Source organism: Hymenobacter cellulosilyticus (genome assembly GCF_022919215.1).
GTDB lineage: Bacteria > Bacteroidota > Bacteroidia > Cytophagales > Hymenobacteraceae > Hymenobacter > Hymenobacter cellulosilyticus.
This window is the reverse complement of record NZ_CP095046.1, coordinates 982,501-998,018: the sequence shown is the minus strand read 5'-3', so window position 1 is coordinate 998,018 and position 15,518 is coordinate 982,501. Positions and strand designations below refer to the sequence as shown.

Here is a 15,518-nt window from a genome sequence, read left to right as displayed (position 1 = left end):
CTGAGCGCGCTTTGGCTAAGCCAAGGCGCGTTTTTGTGTTTTCACCCCACCCAACCTGAACTGTGAAGACCTTTTCCCTGCCCACCCACCCGCTCCGCTCCGCCGCCGACCTCGACGCAGTGCTCACCGCCATCGGCGACGCCCGCATCGTGCTGCTGGGTGAAGCTTCCCACGGCACCCACGAGTATTATACCTGGCGCACGGCCCTGTCCAAGCGCCTCATCCAGGAGAAAGGCTTCCAGTTTATAGCCGTGGAAGGCGACTGGCCCGACTGCTTCGAGGTCAACTGCGCCATCAAGCAGGACAAGGCCGACTACGGTAGCGCGGCTCAGTTGCTGCAAACCTTTAACCGCTGGCCCACCTGGATGTGGGGCAACTGGGAAATTGCCGCCCTTATCGACTGGCTGCACCAGCACAACCAGCAGCGCCCCCTGGCCGAGCGAATCGGGTTCTACGGGCTTGATGTGTACAGCCTCTGGGAGTCGCTACAGGAGATTCTACAGTTTGTCAGCAAGCAGGGCGACGGGGCCGTGGCGGCCGCGCACAAGGCTTTCCAGTGCTTCGAGCCCTACGGCGACGACCCGCAGGAGTATGCCCAGCACGTAGCTTTCGTGTCGGATGACTGCGAGGATGAGGTGACCCACATGCTGCAAAGCCTGCGCCGGCAGCTGCGCAACACTACTGCCCCCACCGGATTAGAGCGCGAAACCAACTTTGCCGCCGAGCAGAACGCCCTGGTCGCCGTGAATGCTGAGCGGTATTATCGGGCTATGATCAGCGGGGGCTCGGCCTCCTGGAACGTGCGCGACGGGCACATGATGGAAACCCTTACCCGCCTGCTCGACCTGCACGGCCCCGACAGCAAAGCCATTATCTGGGAACACAACACCCACATCGGCGACGCCCGCTACACCGACATGGCCCGCGACAATACCGTGAATATTGGCCAGCTGGCCCGCCAGATGTACGGGCGCGAGCAGGTGTTTGCCGTGGGCTTCGGCTCCTATCAGGGCAGCGTTATTGCTGGCAAGCGTTGGGGCGCACCCTTCGAAGTAATGCCTGTACCCCGGGCTACCAACGGTTCCTGGGAAGACCTTTTGCACGACCAGTTGAAGGGCGAAAACGCGCTGCTGCTATCGTCAGAGCTGAAAGGCACTCCTGCCCAGAAGCAAACCTTCAAGCACCGGGCCATTGGCGTCGTGTACCGCCCCGAGTTCGAGCAGTTCGGCAACTACGTTCCCTCTCTTATGTCGGAGCGCTACGACGCTTTTCTCTTTATCGACCAAACCCAGGCCCTGCACCCGCTCCTTACTCAGGTTGCCGAACACACCCCACCAGACATGTTCCCCTGGACGGAATAGTGGTGAAATGGTGAGATGGTGAAGAAGTGAGTTTTTGTGCTGACGGTGCGAAAAGCGCATACTTTTCCTGTCATTGCGAGCAGGGCGAAGCAATCCGTCCTCTGCTAGTGACAAACGGCCTTTTACCAGAAAGCCCTTTCCCGTTGGTTACGAGAAAGGGCTTTTCACTCAAGAACGCTCTTCACATTTCAGAGGACGGATTGCTTCGTCGCGCCTCCTCCCAATGACAGGCTCTTATTTACAAGTTAGCTGAACAACATACTCACTATTTCACCACCTCACCTCACCCCCACACCTTGGTGCCTTCGGTGCAGTTGCGGCACATGTCTATCTGGTCCCGGCCTTTGAGCAGGGAGGCTCGGAACTGCTGGTATTTGGGGCCGTGCCAAAGCTGGCGGAAGGTTTCGGTTTTAAGGTCCCCCTGGCGGTACTCCGCGTCCTTGTCGAAGCAGCAGGGCACTACCAGACCGTCCCAGGTGATGACGCAGCTGTGCCACATCTTCCAGCAGTGGTCCAGCAGCTTGTTCTTGATGCTCCAGGTGCCGTTGTTGTTTTCGTAGCGCGAGTAGTAGTCAATGGTCGGGATAAGCGGGGAGCCTTGCTGGTAGTCGTAAATCTGGGCCGTCTTAAACCACACGTCGTCCACGCCCAGGTCTTTGGCCAACTGCTTGGCATCTTCAATCTGGTGCTCGTTGGGTCGCACCACCAGAAACTGGAAGATGATGCGCGGGGTGCTCGACTTCAGTTCCTTGCGCCACTTCACGATATTCTTCGTGCCTTCCAGCACCTTATCGAGCTTGCCGCCCACCCGGTATTGCTGGTACACTTCCTGGGTGGTGCCGTCCAAGGAGATGATCAGCCGGTCGAGGCCCGACTCCACGGTGCGACGGGCATTGTTGTCGTTGAGGTAGTGGGCATTGGTGCTGGTAGCGGTATAAATACCCTTGTCGGCGGCATACTTCACCAGGTCCAGGAAGTTGGGATGCAGGTACGGCTCCCCCTGGAAGTAGAAAATAAGGTACCACAGGCGCTTGTGCAGCTCGTCGATGGTGCGCTTGAACAGCTCGTCGGGCAGCATGCCGGTGGGGCGCGTGAAAGAGCGCAATCCGCTGGGGCACTCTGGGCAGCGCAGGTTGCAGCTGGTGGTAGGCTCAAAGCTTAGGGCCAGTGGCAAGCCCCAGTGCCGGGCTTTACCGGTGAGCTTGCTTAGGGCGTAGCCGCCCACCACCTGCGCCGTGTTCAGGGCGCGGCGGGGCGTGAGCTTGCTCAGAAAATTCAGACCGTCGGTAAGTGTGGAAGCCATGCGCAGCAAAGGTCGGCAACTGTAGCCGAAGTGCGCCAACTAACCCCTATGCCCGGCAAAGAGTTTAGGAAGCAGACGGATTGCAGGCGCAAGTGCCGGGGTATTACCTGGCTCGTCAACAAATAAAAACGCCTCCCAGGAATTTGGGAGGCGTTTTGTAAAGGTGTCAAGAGGAAGCTTTATTTGCCTGCCGACGAAGGCAGCGTGCTACTGTAGGTAGAAGCTTTGCCGAATGATTCCTTGATTTCGTCTACGGCGGCGCGGCTGCTCAGGCGCTTGGGCTTGGTATTGAGGAAGGTGCCATCCTCGGCCAGCAGGAAGTAAGCCGGCACGTCCTGAATGGCATAGGCCCGGGCAATGGCTGAGCGCATGCCGCCGGTAGCCCGCACGTGGGTGCCCGCCAGCTTTTTGCCGATTACCAGCTGCTTCCAGGCTGGCTCATTCTCGTCCAACGCCACATTGAGGAATACAATCGGCTTGCCGTCGAACTTCTTAGCCAGCTCGGCTGCGTAGGGCAGGTCCCGCAACGACAGGCCGCTGGTGGTGCGCCAGAAGTTGATGTACACCAGCTTGCCGCGCAGGCTTTGCAGCGTCACACTGTCGCCGGTAGAGGAAATCAGCTTGAAGTCTGGGGCAGGAGCGCCGATGGCAAAGGCCTTATGGGTCTCAAAATCGTGCTGCAGCACGGGGTAGTACTCGTTCTTGGTGTCGATGCTGCGGTAGTTCTGCAGCATCGCCGCCGACTGCTTTACGTGCCCGAAGCGGAACGACTCCTGCAGCACCCGGCCCATAATAACGGCCCGGACGGGGTCGGAGAGCTGGTTTTTGGCCATATCGTAGCACACCTGGTAAAAGTCGGGGTCGGAGCGCTGGTGGTTGCTGGCAACGGCTAGATAGTGCACGTAGTTGATCAGGAACTCCTGGTACTGCTCGTTCTGCAGGGCCGCCGGGTTGTTTACCAGGGCTTTGTCGTTCAAGAAGTCGTAGTAGGTAGGCGACATCTTCAGGCGGCCCTCGGTGGCTACCACCTGCTCGCGCAAGTCCTGGAAAGTGAGCCGGTCGTTGGCGTAGCTGTACTCTATTTCGGCCTTGGCGTATTCCTTGAAGGCCGGGCTCAGCTGGTTGTCCTGGGCGTAGTTCTCAAAAAACTTCTTTTCCTCTTTGCGCCGGTAGTCCAGAAAGGAAAGAAAGGGCGTCTCGTACAGGTTGATGTTGTCGGGCAATACCTGAAATCCATCGTTTTCCACAAACCGCTCATCCAGCTCGGCCAGGTAGGTGTTGGCCTCCGCCCCTTTGCCCTTGAAGCTCACCGACGATGAGAGGTCCTTGCCCTTGAAGCGGATTTCCATGGCGTTGCCAGGCTCCAGAAACAGGCTGGCTACGTCGTCGCCGTACACCAGGTCGGCCTTGGTAGGGCCGTTCACGTTCAGGGCCAGGCGAAACTCGCCGCGGTTGTCTACCCGGGCGTACGTAATCTGCTCCTTGGGGTCCAGCGGACTTTCGCGCACGGATACGGCTACCGTATCTGCCGTTTTACTGCTGATTTTGCCCGTTAGCGTTACAGTGCCTTGGGCCTTGCCCGCCAGGGGTAAGACCAGCAGCGCGCTCACGAGCAGGCCAGGTATACAAGAACGGAAAGTATATGCCATCGGTAGGGAGGATCAAGCGCTAGGTATTCTTAAAAATTAGCTTTATCCCAGCCTGCATTGTTATAAACCATGCGCAACCGGGATTTCGCGGGAAAAGCCAATTCTTATACCGAAGATAAGGTATTCGGGTTGAGAAAGTCCAATCCAGATTTTGGCTTTTTTCGTAATGGGCCTTCAGCTCGAAGGTTTTGAAGGTTTTACCCGAACAATCCGCTGAGCACTTCGTCGAGGCGGCCTACTGGTTGAGCTCTAATTCCGTACCGGGCCAAATCTAATCCGCGGGCATTGAACTGGGAGATGTACATTTCCCGGAAGCCCAGCTTTTCGGCTTCCGACAGGCGCTGATCCAGCCGGCTCACCGCCCGGATTTCCCCGCTCAAGCCTACCTCCGCCGCCAGACACACGTTGCCCGGAATGGGCAAATCGTTCAAGGACGAAACTACCGCGGCGCACACGGCCACGTCCAGGGCCGGGTCGTCGAGGCGCAGGCCGCCGGCAATGTTGAGGAACACGTCGTGCTGACCCAGGCGCAGGCCGCTGCGCTTTTCGAGCACGGCCAGCAGCATGTTCAGGCGCTTGGCATCGAAGCCGGTGGCCGAGCGCTGGGGCGTGCCGTAGGTGGCCGGCGTTACCAGGGCCTGCACTTCCACCAGCAGGGGCCGGTTGCCTTCCAGCGTGGCCCCGATGGCCATGCCACTCAGGCTCTCGGTGCGCTGGCTGAGCAGAATCTCCGAGGGGTTGCTGACCTGCCGGAGGCCGGTGCCCTGCATCTCGTAAATGCCTAGCTCCGAGGTTGATCCAAACCGGTTCTTGGTTGTGCGCAGAATCCGGTAGCTCAGGTGCCGGTCGCCCTCAAACTGCAGCACGGTATCCACCATGTGCTCCAGAATCTTGGGGCCGGCAATGGAGCCGTCCTTGGTGATGTGGCCGATGATAAGTACCGGCACGCCAGTTTCTTTGGCAAACTTGAGCAGCTCGGCCGTGCACTCCCGCACCTGGCTTACCGAGCCCGCCCCCGACTCGACCAACCCGAGTGCAGGGTCTGGATAGAGTCCACGATGACCACGTTGGGCTGGAGCTGGTCAATCTGCTTGAAGATGTTCTGGGTGTTGGTTTCAGTCAGGATGTAGCACTGCGGGTGCTGGGGCCCAGGCGCTCGGCCCGCATCTTGATCTGCTGCTCACTTTCCTCGCCCGAAATGTAGAGCACCTTCATCTGCTGCAGGCTCATGGCAATCTGCAGCATCAGGGTGCTTTTGCCGATGCCCGGTTCGCCGCCGATAAGCACCAACGAGCCCGGTACGAGGCCGCCGCCCAGTACCCGGTTCAGTTCCCCGTCGTTGGTATCGAAGCGCGACTCTTCCTCATAGTGAATCTCGCCAATAACGCGGGGCTTGGCGACGGTTTTGCCGCCGGGGCTCGACGTGGGCGGTTTCCAGGAGCCAGCGGCCTGGGTGTCGTCCTTCTGGATAACCTCCTCCACGTAGGTGTTCCACTCGCCGCAGGAGGGGCAGCGCCCAATCCACTTAGCCGACTGGGCACCACATTTTTGACAGAAATAAAGAGTCTTGAGCTTGGCCATGAAAACAGGTAGAAGGGAATACTAAATAATGCGCAGGGCGGCTAAATAGTTTGGCAAGAACGGAGTTTTTCCGGGTTGGAGCAGCGGAATAAAAAAGCCAGCCCATCTGCTGATAGGCTGGCTTAATAAAGCTGAGCTACCTAAGCTGATTAGTGCCGAACCATCACCTTTTGCTGATACACGCCACCCGCGTCCTGTACTTGCAGCAAGTAAACGCCGGCCGGCAATGCCTCCAGGCTTAGGGATGCCTCCCCCTGCCGGGCGGGTATGGTCCAGGTGCGCACCGGGCGGCCCTGCAGGTCGAGCAAGGAAGCTGGGCGAGCCTGCACCGCGGCGGGCAGCTTCACGGTCACGGCTTCGTAGGCCGGGTTGGGGTAGGCGTGCAAGGGCTGAATTGCCAACGCGTTGCGCGTAGCCAGCGTCGTGTTGGTGAGTCGGGCCAGACCCATGCGCAGCTGCCCGGCCACGTAGCGGAACGAGCCGTAAAGCAGGATTTTGTTGTCAGCAGGCTGCACCACGGCCCCGGTCACGATGTCGTCGCCGTTGAAGAAGCTCTGAGGTGTGGCTACCGGGCTGAAGCTGGTATCGAGGCTGCCATCAGCGTTGAGGCGCACGACGGCCGATGTGGCTAGCACGTTGGCGGCGTTATTGCGGACGGCCAGCAACTGGCCGTTGGGCTGTACTACTAGCGGAGAGTACCCTTCACTCAGACCAGAATAGGTGGCATCTACTGCGCCGTCGACCGTGAGGCGCGTCAGGCCGTAGGGCGTAGGCTGCCCATTGAAGCTTGCTCCCAGGCCGCTGACCAGCAAACGACCGTCGGGCTGCATCATAATCCGGTACACGGCCCCGGCCCCGGCGGCCGTACCAACGGAGAAAGTATTGTCGGGGTGCCATCGGCGTTGAGGCGGATGACGACAGTTGCCAAAGCTGCCGAAAGCTCATCCGACACTACGATGAGCTTGCCGCTGGGCTGCACCAGTACCTGCGTTACGCGGCGGGCCGCTGTACCACCAGTAGGCCCAAAGGTGTTGTCGGGGCTGCCATCGGCATTGAGCCGTACCAAGCCGTTGAGGCCCGTTAGGCTGCCGTAGGTGGTAAAGCGCCCGAATACCAGTAGCTTACCATTGGGCAGACCCGTAGCGCCCACCAGGATTACGTTGGTAGCACCGGAGCTGGGGCCAAAGGCCTGCATGGTAAAGGTGTTATCAACGAGGCCGGTGGGCAGAAGCCGCCGCACGGCATAAGTAGGGTTGATGCTCACCACGTAGAAGCTGCCGTCGGGCTGCATGTTGCGCACGGAGCCCGTCACGGTCGGGGCGAAGGTAGGATCCAGGCTGCCATCGGCATTGAGCCGCCGCAGAGCATTCTGCGTACCCGGGGCGGCCTGCCCATTAAACTCCGTAAAGCTGCCCGATACCAGCAACTGACTATTGATGGTTGGCACGACCTGGTTGATAAAGCCGCGGGGTTCGATGCGGGGGGCGAAGCCGGCGTCGCGGGTGCCGGTGCTGGCATCCAGCCGCACAATTTCTGCAGCGGCAACGCCGTCATACTGGGTGAAGCTGCCGGCTGCCAAGACCTGGCCGGTCGCAGTTTGTCCCAGCGCCAAAACCAGGCTGTTAGCCCCGGCTCCGGCTCCCAGGGTAGCGTCCAAACTGCCATCGGGCATAAGCCGGGCGAAGCGGTTACGCGCCACCCCATTAACTCTGGTGAAGTGGCCTCCCACCAGAATTCGGCCTGCATTGTCTACTAGCAGCGTGCGTACAAAATCACTGGGGCCTGAGCCAGTCTGAAAGGTGTTGTCCACATTTCCATCGGGCAGCAGGCGGACAAGGTTCGGGTTTGGCTGTCCGGTGGTTTGCACAAAGCCGCCGCCGATTAGCAGCTTGCCGTCGGGCTGCTGGGCTAGGACCTGCACCAACCCCGCGCTAATGACGTTGAGGGCAAAGCTGGGGTCGAGGGCTCCGGTGCTGGTGAGGCGCACTACACTATTCGCACTCCGGCCGTTGAAGCTGGTAAAGCTTCCACCCAGCAATATTTTGCCATCGGTCTGCACCAGAACGGCAAAGACTGCGCCCCCGCTGGTGTTACCGGTACCGATGTCGAAGCTGGGGTCGAGAGTTCCGCTGGGCAGCAGCCGCACGATGCCCCCGTTGGGGAAAGCCAGGAAAGCTGGGAGCACTGCCTACCAATATCTTCCCATCCGGTTGTAGGGCCAGGCTGGTAATCTGCCGACTCGAAGCCGACGAGCCAAAGCTAAAGCTGGTATCCAGAGAACCATCGTTGTTGAGGCGCACTACCATCGGGCGCACCTGACCGTTGTAGGTAGTAAAGCTGCCGCCTAGTATATACTTGCCATCCAGTTGCTGCACTACTGCCACGATGGCGCCATTAGCGCCGCTGCCGCCTACGTTGAAGGTAGGATCGGTGCTGCCATCAGGATTAAGGCGCTGGAGCTTGCCCGTCAGCGGCCCATTCACGAAGTCGAAGCCGCCGGCTACCAGCACCTTGCCGTCGGCTTGTACCACTAGGGCATTGACGCCCTGGCCAGAGGTAGAGGTAGGCGTAGTCCGAAGCTCCGTCGGCTGAAAAGTAGGGTCCAGCGCCTGGGCCCGCACGCCAATAAGGCTGCCGAGCCAGCCCAGAATAGCCGCAACTAGTACCTTTCGGGTAAAACGTTGATACATAAAGTCAGATAAGAGAGAAAGAGGAATTGCCAAAGGTAAGCCCGTAAGCAGCCCTGTTGTACATGGTTTACTTCGGGTAGTCAGGATTTTGCGGGCTCTGGCGCTAGGCCATAAACCGCCTGTTAAGCCCGCTTCTACTATATTTCTTTCTCCTAATGCAAGCTCATATGCCCGCTGCCCTCACCGCTACCGACTTACTGGCTATTCCCACCTTCGTGGACCTACCCGCCGAAACCCTGGACTGGCTGATTGCCCACGGCGAGCGGCGGGCCTATGCTCCCGATGAGCCCGTGATTCAGCCCGGCGATGAGGTGCAGTACATGCTGGCTATTCTGGCCGGCGGCCTGCAATACTACGCCGTGCGCAACGGGCAGCGGGAGCCGATTTTCCGTATCGAGGCGGGCCAGGTGAGCGGCGTGCTGCCCTATTCCCGCCTGCGTACTGCCCAGGGGTATGGTATAGCCATGGGCGAAACAGTGGTGTATGCCCTGCATCGTGACTTGTTTCCGCAGCTGGAGCAGGCCAGCCCCGAGCTGGTGCAGCGCCTGGTAAGCCTGATGAGCGACCGGGCCCGCGACGAGGCCCGCGGGCAGGAGCGCGACGAGAAGCTGCGGGCCCTAGGTAAGCTTTCGGCCGGGCTGGCCCACGAGCTCAATAACCCCGCGGCCGCCATTGCCCGCGGTGCCCAGGCTCTGCGGGAGCGGGCCACTGCCAAGCCGGCCCTGCTGCTCGACCTGGTGCGGCACTGCCCCGAGCCGGAGGCCCTGGCGGCCCTGATGGCCCTGTCGGTGCCCGGGGAGTCGCCGGTGGGGTTATGTCGGCCCTGATGTGCGCCGATCGGGAAGACGAAATTGCCAGCTGGCTCGAAGACCAGGGCGTGCCCGATGGCTACCGCCTGGCCGCTGGCCTGATGGAAGCCGGCCTGACGCTTAAGGAGCTGCAGCCAGTAGCCGCGGGGCTGCCGGCCGGAGCCTTGCCGGCCGCCTTTGCCTGGCTTGAAGGCCAGCTCACCATGCTGCGCCTGATTCACGACGTGCAGGAAAGCGGGGCCCGCATCAGTACGCTGGTGCAAAACGTGAAAACCTATTCCCACATGGACCGCGGCGGCGACTACGCCCTGCTAGACGTGAAAACCGGGCTGGAAAGTACGCTGAACATGCTGGGCTATCAGCTGCGGGCCAAGAACATCCGCCTCGTGCGCGACTACGCCGAGCAGCTGCCCGCCATCCGCGGCCAGGTCAGCAGCCTGAACCAGGTGTGGACCAACTTGCTGGACAACGCCATCGACGTGCTGCCCAGCGGGGGCGAAATCACCGTGCGGACCCGGGTTGACAGCCAGTTTCTGCGCGTTTTTATCATCGACAACGGCCCCGGCATCAAGCCTGAAGTGCTGCCGCATATCTTTGAGCCGTTTTACACTACCAAGCAGGCCGGCGAAGGCACCGGTTTGGGACTCGATATTGCCCAGCGCATCATCCGCAACCACGGCGGGGGCTGGAGGTCCAGTCCCGGCCCGGCCACACCGAGTTCTGCGCCTGGCTGCCGGTCGGTGAAGTTGTGAAGGTGTAAGTGTAGGTCATTGCGAGCTTGCGAAGCAATCCGTCCTCTGAAATGTGCTGAGCTTCCTGAAGTGACAAGTCTCTCCCTGTTAGCAACAAGCCTCGTGCTATTAACAACGATAAAAGACTTTCTGGTAAAAGGGCGTGACTACCTTCGCAGAGGGCAGACTGCTTCGCAAGCGGGCAAGGACATGAGGTGCTTTCCTGCTGCTCAATAGTACTTCTCCTAGGAGCCACTTTCGGGGTGGGTTCGGGGTAGGTTCGATGTAGCTTCGTTCAAGGCTGCCCATGTAACCGACTTAGAAGCAAGCTGAATTTTAGACAAAACCAAGAAAGCCGCCGGCATTTCATCTAGCTGCAAAACCATGGAAAAGAAACCCGTTCTACTCGCCGTCGACGACGACCCCCAGGTGCTGGGCGCTATTGACCGGGACCTGCGCAGCGAGTTCCGGCGCGACTACCGGGTGCTGCGCGCCTCCTCTGGGGCCGAGGCCTTGGCTACGTTGCACGAGCTCAAGGCCCGCAATGAGCCCCTGGCCCTGATTCTGGCCGACCAGCGCATGCCCGAAATGGAGGGCGTGGAGTTTCTGGAGCAGGCCCGCCGCATCTACCCCGATGCCAAGCGCGTGCTGCTCACGGCCTATGCCGATACCGAAGCGGCCATCCGGGCCATCAACAACGCCCGCCTCGACCATTACCTGATGAAGCCCTGGGACCCGCCCCAGGAACTGCTTTTCCCCACCCTCCACGATTTGCTGGCTGCTTGGCAGGCTCAGTACAAGCCCCGGTTTCAGGGCCTGCGCCTGATTGGGTTTCAATGGTCGCCCCTCTCCCACGAGCTCAAGGACTTTCTGGCGGGCTACATGGCGGCGTATCAGTGGCTTGATTTCGAAACCAACCCCGAGGCGAAGATCTTGCTGGGAAGCACCGGCTTCACGGCTCAGGAGCTGCCCGTCGTGGTTTTTGAGGATGGCACGGCTTTGTCGCGGCCGGAGCGCGGGGCGGTGGCTGCCCGCATGGGCCTGGCCTCCACCGCTTCCCAGGACCTGTACGACGTAGTGGTTATCGGTGCCGGGCCTTCCGGACTGGCCTCGGCCGTGTACGGAGCTTCCGAGGGCCTGAAGACCCTGATTGTGGAGCGCCAGTCGCCGGGCGGACAAGCCGGTACCAGCTCCCGCATCGAAAACTACCTGGGCTTTCCTACCGGCCTGAGCGGGGCCGAATTGGCCCACCGGGCCTGGAGCCAGGCCGTGCGCCTGGGTGCCGAAATGCTGGCCCCCAGGAAGTAGTAGACCTTTGCGTGCAGGACGGCTATAAAGTGCTGACTCTAAGCAACGGCAGTGAAATCCGGACCCGGGCCGTGGTCCTGACCATGGGCGTAAGCTACCGGACGCTGGAAGTGCCTGGCATTGAGAGCCTGACCGGCGCGGGCGTGTATTACGGCGCGGCCCGTACCGAGGCCCGCTCCTGCGACCAGCAGGACGTCTACATCGTGGGTGGCGGCAACTCGGCCGGGCAGGCCGCTATGTACTTAGCCACTTACGCCCGCCGGGTATTCATCCTGATTCGGGGCGAGTCGTTGGCCGCGTCCATGTCGGCCTACCTGATTGAGCAGATTCGCCAGACGCCCAACATTGAGATTCTGCCCTTCACCCAGGTGCGCGAAGTCCGTGGGCAGGACCATCTGGAAGAAGTCGTTATCGACAACAACGGCCAGCGGGAAGTGCGTCCGGCCCGGGCCCTGTTCGTGTTTATCGGCGCTAAGCCCAGCACCGAGTGGATTTGCAGCCTGGCCCTGTGCGACGCCAAGGGCTTTCTGCTCACCGGCCGCGACCTGGTAGCCGACCCGCGCTACGCGGCCAGTTGGAAGCACAACCGGGAGCCTTATCTGCTCGAAACCTGCGTGCCCGGTATTTTCGCCGCCGGCGACAGTCGGGCCGGAGCCATGGCCCGGGTAGCCTCGGCGGTGGGCGAAGGGTCCATGGCCATCAAGTTTGTGCACCAGTATCTGGACGAGTAAGAGGGCAGCTCGGCAGTTTTTTTCGGGAAACACAGAAAAAGAACAGAATTGGCTTGTCGGCTAAAAAGTGGTTTTGCCGGTTAAAAACAGGCCTCAGTCGGACAATGGGTGGAAACGTTCCTCTTCTGGCAGGGTAATGCCGAGCTTGAAGGCGGAAACACAGGGCTGCCCTAAGCGGTATATAGCGCCGAGCCTATTCAAAGTTGAATAGGTATTTCCGCCGCTATAGTGCCGAGGCCATGTTACCAGCAGTACGCTTTCCAATCAAGTCTTCCCTTCTCTCCCTGGCCGCTGCTTTTGCCTTAGGTAGCTGCGACCTGCTGGAGTTTAGTCCCAACGACCACCGCGCCCCGGAGGATGAGCGGCAGTTGACCGAGAAAAACCTGGCCCGTCTGCGGCAAGCCCCTTACCGGCCGGCGACACGCTGCGTTTCGTCTTCACCGGCGACTCCCAGCGCTACTACGACGATGCCGACGACCTGGTGGCCAGCGTCAACCAGCAGCCTGGTATTTCCTTCCTAGTAGTAGCCGGCGACATATCCGACTTCGGGTTTGCCAAAGAGATGCGCTGGGTAAATGAGAAGCTGCGCACCCTGAAAGTGCCCTACGTAACGGTTATCGGCAACCACGACTCAGTGGGCAATGGCCGCGAAGCCTATAAGGAGATATTCGGGCCCCTGAACTACTCCTTTATCTACGGCGACACGAAGTTCATCCTCGTCGATACCAACGGCCGCGAGTACAACTTCGACGGGCATATTCCCAACATGCCCTGGCTGAACCAGCAGCTCAGTGACCTGCAAGGGGCCCGGCGACAGGTGGTTATTTCCCACGTGCCCCCGCAGGATGAGGACTTCGACCCTAGCCTGCGCAACTCGTATGCTCAGGCCCTGCGCGAAGCCAAAAGCCTGGTATTCGAAATGAACGGGCACCGGCACAGCTCCAGCATCGGTCAGCCCTTCGGCGACGGAGTGTGGTACGTCAACTCCGACGCCTTTTCCGAGCGCCGCTACATGGTAGTTACCGTGTGGGGCGACAAGCAATTCCGCGTTAAACAGGTCAAATTCTAATGAAACAGCGCTTCTACTTCCCCGCTGCGCTGGCCGCGGCTCTGCTTGCTCCCTCACTTGCTCAGGCCTCCGAGCCCGATACTCCCCGGCTGATAACCCTCACCCTGGTACCGGCCGCGCCATTTGGTGGTACAAACGGCCGGCGGCCTGGGCATGATTTCGGCCGGCGCAGGCTACTCTTACCTCAACGACAAAGTCGATACCGACATCTTGTTGGGCTATGTGCCCAAGAAGCTGGCTGGCTCCACGCTCACGCTGGCCTCGGCCAAGCTGCTGTACTCACCCTTCACGGTGCGCATTTCCGATAAGTGGCAGGTAAAGCCCGTGTCGGTGGGGGCGTATTTCAGCTATACCCACGGCACCCTCAACGATGAAGAACGTGGGCAGTACACCCGCGACTATTACTGGTGGTCGTCGGATACGCGCTACGGCCCCTTGGCCGGAGGCCGCGTAACCTACGTGCGCCCGGCCAAGACCAACGGCCGGCCCCGCACCGTGTCGCTCTACTACGACTTGAGCACGAACGACTTATACCTGCACAGCTACCTCACCAACACCAAAGGCCTCAGCGTCGGCCAGATTCTGGTACTGGGCCTGGGAGTTAAAGCCGATTTCTAAAGGCTGAGTCGCTTGATATAAGTAGAGCGTCATGTCGACCAGCGGGAGACATCTTGCGTGTAATAGTAATTAGATTACTCTAGTAGTCTCAGCACGCAAGATGTCTCCCGCTGGTCGACATGACGTTTTGGGGTTACTCCTTTTTGCTCTCTACCCTACTTGGCGCGGTGTAGCGGCACCCGTAGCGGCCAGGAAGGCAGCCCGGGCTTCGCTGAGCAGTTTCAGAATCGATTGGCGCTGGCGGAGTAAGGCCTCCATGGCCGGACGCTTGGTGCGGAACAGCTTCAGGGCCCGCAGGCGCCGCAGGCGGGCTTGCAGGTTGTTCCAGTAGCTCAGGGCGTAAAAGCCGGTGGGAGCCAGGCTCAGGGCGTAAAGCAACGTCCATAGCCAGTTTTGGGTGAAGTGATGCACCAAGCCAATCTGCAGAGCGTAGCCGAAGCCAAAGGTAAGAATGCCGGTAACCAGCATGATGGGCGCCACAAATTCCAGGTCCTTGGTAGCCCGTTTGGCAATCATGGACGGCAGAATGTAGGGAATGTAGTTGTTGACGAGCCCGTATACATACACGGGAAAGCCCAGTACCAGCTTGATGCCCGAAACCGTAGCCCGCGCCCAGCGCTTGCCCCACCCTTACTCGACTCCAATGCTTCGTCGGTGAGGCGCAGGCGGTCCAGGTCGAGCAAATAGGCGCTGAGCTGCTCGCGCACCTGGGTTAGGCGGGCCGGGTCGTGCTGCTCAAAGTAGGGTACAGCTTCCAATAGGGCCCGGCTTAGCTGGAAGTTGTCGTAGAGAGTTTCTTCGTCGTCGGGAATCAGATGCTCGCCGAAAGTGCGCTCAATCTGCAGTACCAGCTCATCCTCGGCCGCGTCGCGGGTAATGACCAGCCGCTGCTCCAGCCGCCGCCGAATTTCCTCGGTCAGCGCATCGGCAGCAGCTTCGGGGTCAGCGTGGTAAGCGGCGGCGTAGTCGGCCACCATGATGGGCTTGCCAATGTTGACAAACACGTCGGAGCGGAACCGGCTGGGGTCGAAGTAATTGATACCAATGGGCAGGATGCGCAACCCCAGCTTAAAGTCATGACGGGCCTCAGCTCCCAGGCTGATGCGGGCCGCCCCGGTTTTGAGGGGCCGCAACCGCCGCTCACTTACGCTGGTGCCCTCCGGAAAAATCTGAATCGAGCCTCCCTTGTCGAAGTAATTATAGCACTGCCCGAAGGCGGCCTCGTTCCGCTGGGCCAGCTCCTCGGGCGTGATGCCTGCGTCGCCGCTTTCGGCATCCTGGCGCCGGTAGATTGGAATGCAGTTGCCCGACAGGAAAATGGCCCTGGAAATTGGGTTCTTGAAAAAGGTGCTCTTGGCCAGAAAAGCAATAGGCTCCCGACGGTTGGCAGCCACCACCAACGGGTCCATAAGGGTATTCGGGTGGTTCGAAACGATGAGCATAGGCCCCGGGTGCTCCAGCCGCTCGTGGTGGCGGATTTCGAGGCGACGGAAAAACACGCGCAGAGCAAGCTGCACCACGGGCTTTACAACAGTGTAGAAGAGCATGGGCCTAAGTACGGCCAATTCCCGGAGCCGGGCAATGAAACCGCCTGATATGCGTGGCTAACGGCGTTTCGTCAAAAGTCCGGGCCCTAGCACCCGATTTTGCTCTGCCTAAGTTCTCAAA

15 protein-coding genes and 1 pseudogene are annotated in these 15,518 nt (G+C 60.2%); 8 read left to right on the top strand and 8 right to left on the bottom strand.

Annotated features, from left to right (window positions below; genetic code table 11):
- The first annotated feature begins 62 nt into the window (after nt 1-62).
- Nucleotides 63-1,361: an erythromycin esterase family protein gene (locus MUN79_RS04920; protein ID WP_244676663.1), complete on the top strand. Its 1,299-nt coding sequence runs from the start codon at nt 63-65 to the stop codon at nt 1,359-1,361.
- A gap of 283 nt (nt 1,362-1,644) precedes the next feature.
- Here the strand turns inward: MUN79_RS04920 and MUN79_RS04915 are convergent, their stop codons facing one another.
- The 6 genes and pseudogenes from MUN79_RS04915 to MUN79_RS04890 all read right to left on the bottom strand — a co-directional run bounded on the left by MUN79_RS04915 (nt 1,645) and on the right by MUN79_RS04890 (nt 8,584).
- Nucleotides 1,645-2,664 carry an SPASM domain-containing protein gene (locus MUN79_RS04915; RefSeq protein ID WP_244676662.1) on the bottom strand — a complete coding sequence of 340 codons (1,020 nt, stop codon included), beginning with the start codon at nt 2,662-2,664 and terminating at the stop codon, nt 1,645-1,647.
- A gap of 179 nt (nt 2,665-2,843) precedes the next feature.
- Nucleotides 2,844-4,274 carry a TlpA family protein disulfide reductase gene (locus MUN79_RS04910; protein WP_244676661.1) on the bottom strand — a complete coding sequence of 477 codons (1,431 nt, stop codon included), beginning with the start codon at nt 4,272-4,274 and terminating at the stop codon, nt 2,844-2,846.
- A gap of 236 nt (nt 4,275-4,510) precedes the next feature.
- Nucleotides 4,511-5,894: pseudogene (gene radA, locus MUN79_RS04905) on the bottom strand (DNA repair protein RadA).
- A 149-nt stretch (nt 5,895-6,043) separates the two neighbouring features.
- The gene (locus MUN79_RS04900; RefSeq protein WP_244676660.1) at nt 6,044-6,727 is read right to left on the bottom strand and encodes a T9SS type A sorting domain-containing protein; all 684 of its coding nucleotides are present in this window, start codon (nt 6,725-6,727) and stop codon (nt 6,044-6,046) included.
- On the bottom strand, nt 6,724-8,079 hold the full coding sequence (locus MUN79_RS04895; RefSeq protein WP_244676659.1) for a delta-60 repeat domain-containing protein: 1,356 nt from the start codon (nt 8,077-8,079) through the stop codon (nt 6,724-6,726). Before MUN79_RS04895 ends, MUN79_RS04900 begins: the two co-directional genes overlap by 4 nt.
- Nucleotides 7,985-8,584, bottom strand: coding sequence for a delta-60 repeat domain-containing protein (locus tag MUN79_RS04890; RefSeq protein WP_244676658.1), 600 nt, complete (start codon nt 8,582-8,584; stop codon nt 7,985-7,987). The genes MUN79_RS04895 and MUN79_RS04890 overlap by 95 nt, the downstream gene beginning before the upstream one ends.
- A 167-nt stretch (nt 8,585-8,751) precedes the next feature.
- Between MUN79_RS04890 and MUN79_RS04885 the strand changes: the two genes are divergently transcribed.
- From MUN79_RS04885 to MUN79_RS04860, 7 genes are all read left to right on the top strand, one after another.
- Nucleotides 8,752-9,411: a Crp/Fnr family transcriptional regulator gene (locus MUN79_RS04885; RefSeq protein WP_244676657.1), complete on the top strand. Its 660-nt coding sequence runs from the start codon at nt 8,752-8,754 to the stop codon at nt 9,409-9,411.
- On the top strand, nt 9,399-10,145 hold the full coding sequence (locus MUN79_RS04880) for a sensor histidine kinase (protein WP_244676656.1): 747 nt from the start codon (nt 9,399-9,401) through the stop codon (nt 10,143-10,145). Before MUN79_RS04885 ends, MUN79_RS04880 begins: the two co-directional genes overlap by 13 nt.
- Nucleotides 10,146-10,508: 363 nt before the next feature.
- Nucleotides 10,509-11,432, top strand: a complete 924-nt coding sequence (locus tag MUN79_RS30625) for an FAD-dependent oxidoreductase (RefSeq protein WP_311136658.1) — start codon at nt 10,509-10,511, stop codon at nt 11,430-11,432.
- 11 nt (nt 11,433-11,443) lie between these two features.
- Nucleotides 11,444-12,163, top strand: a complete 720-nt coding sequence (locus tag MUN79_RS30620) for an NAD(P)/FAD-dependent oxidoreductase (protein ID WP_311136657.1) — start codon at nt 11,444-11,446, stop codon at nt 12,161-12,163.
- Between the two features lie 239 nt (nt 12,164-12,402).
- Entirely contained in the window at nt 12,403-12,684 is a 282-nt protein-coding gene (locus tag MUN79_RS04870) for a hypothetical protein (protein ID WP_244676655.1), read from the top strand.
- A complete protein-coding gene (locus tag MUN79_RS04865) occupies nt 12,645-13,232 on the top strand; it encodes a metallophosphoesterase family protein (protein WP_244676654.1) in 588 nt (195 codons plus the stop codon). Before MUN79_RS04870 ends, MUN79_RS04865 begins: the two co-directional genes overlap by 40 nt.
- A 123-nt stretch (nt 13,233-13,355) precedes the next feature.
- Nucleotides 13,356-13,850 carry a hypothetical protein gene (locus MUN79_RS04860; RefSeq protein ID WP_244676653.1) on the top strand — a complete coding sequence of 165 codons (495 nt, stop codon included), beginning with the start codon at nt 13,356-13,358 and terminating at the stop codon, nt 13,848-13,850.
- Nucleotides 13,851-14,000: 150 nt separating this feature from the next.
- Here MUN79_RS04860 and MUN79_RS04855 read toward each other — a convergent pair whose 3' ends face one another.
- The gene (locus MUN79_RS04855) at nt 14,001-14,417 is read right to left on the bottom strand and encodes a hypothetical protein (protein ID WP_244676652.1); all 417 of its coding nucleotides are present in this window, start codon (nt 14,415-14,417) and stop codon (nt 14,001-14,003) included.
- Nucleotides 14,363-15,397, bottom strand: a complete 1,035-nt coding sequence (locus tag MUN79_RS04850) for a lysophospholipid acyltransferase family protein (protein ID WP_244676651.1) — start codon at nt 15,395-15,397, stop codon at nt 14,363-14,365. The genes MUN79_RS04855 and MUN79_RS04850 overlap by 55 nt, the downstream gene beginning before the upstream one ends.
- Nucleotides 15,398-15,518 lie beyond the last annotated feature (121 nt).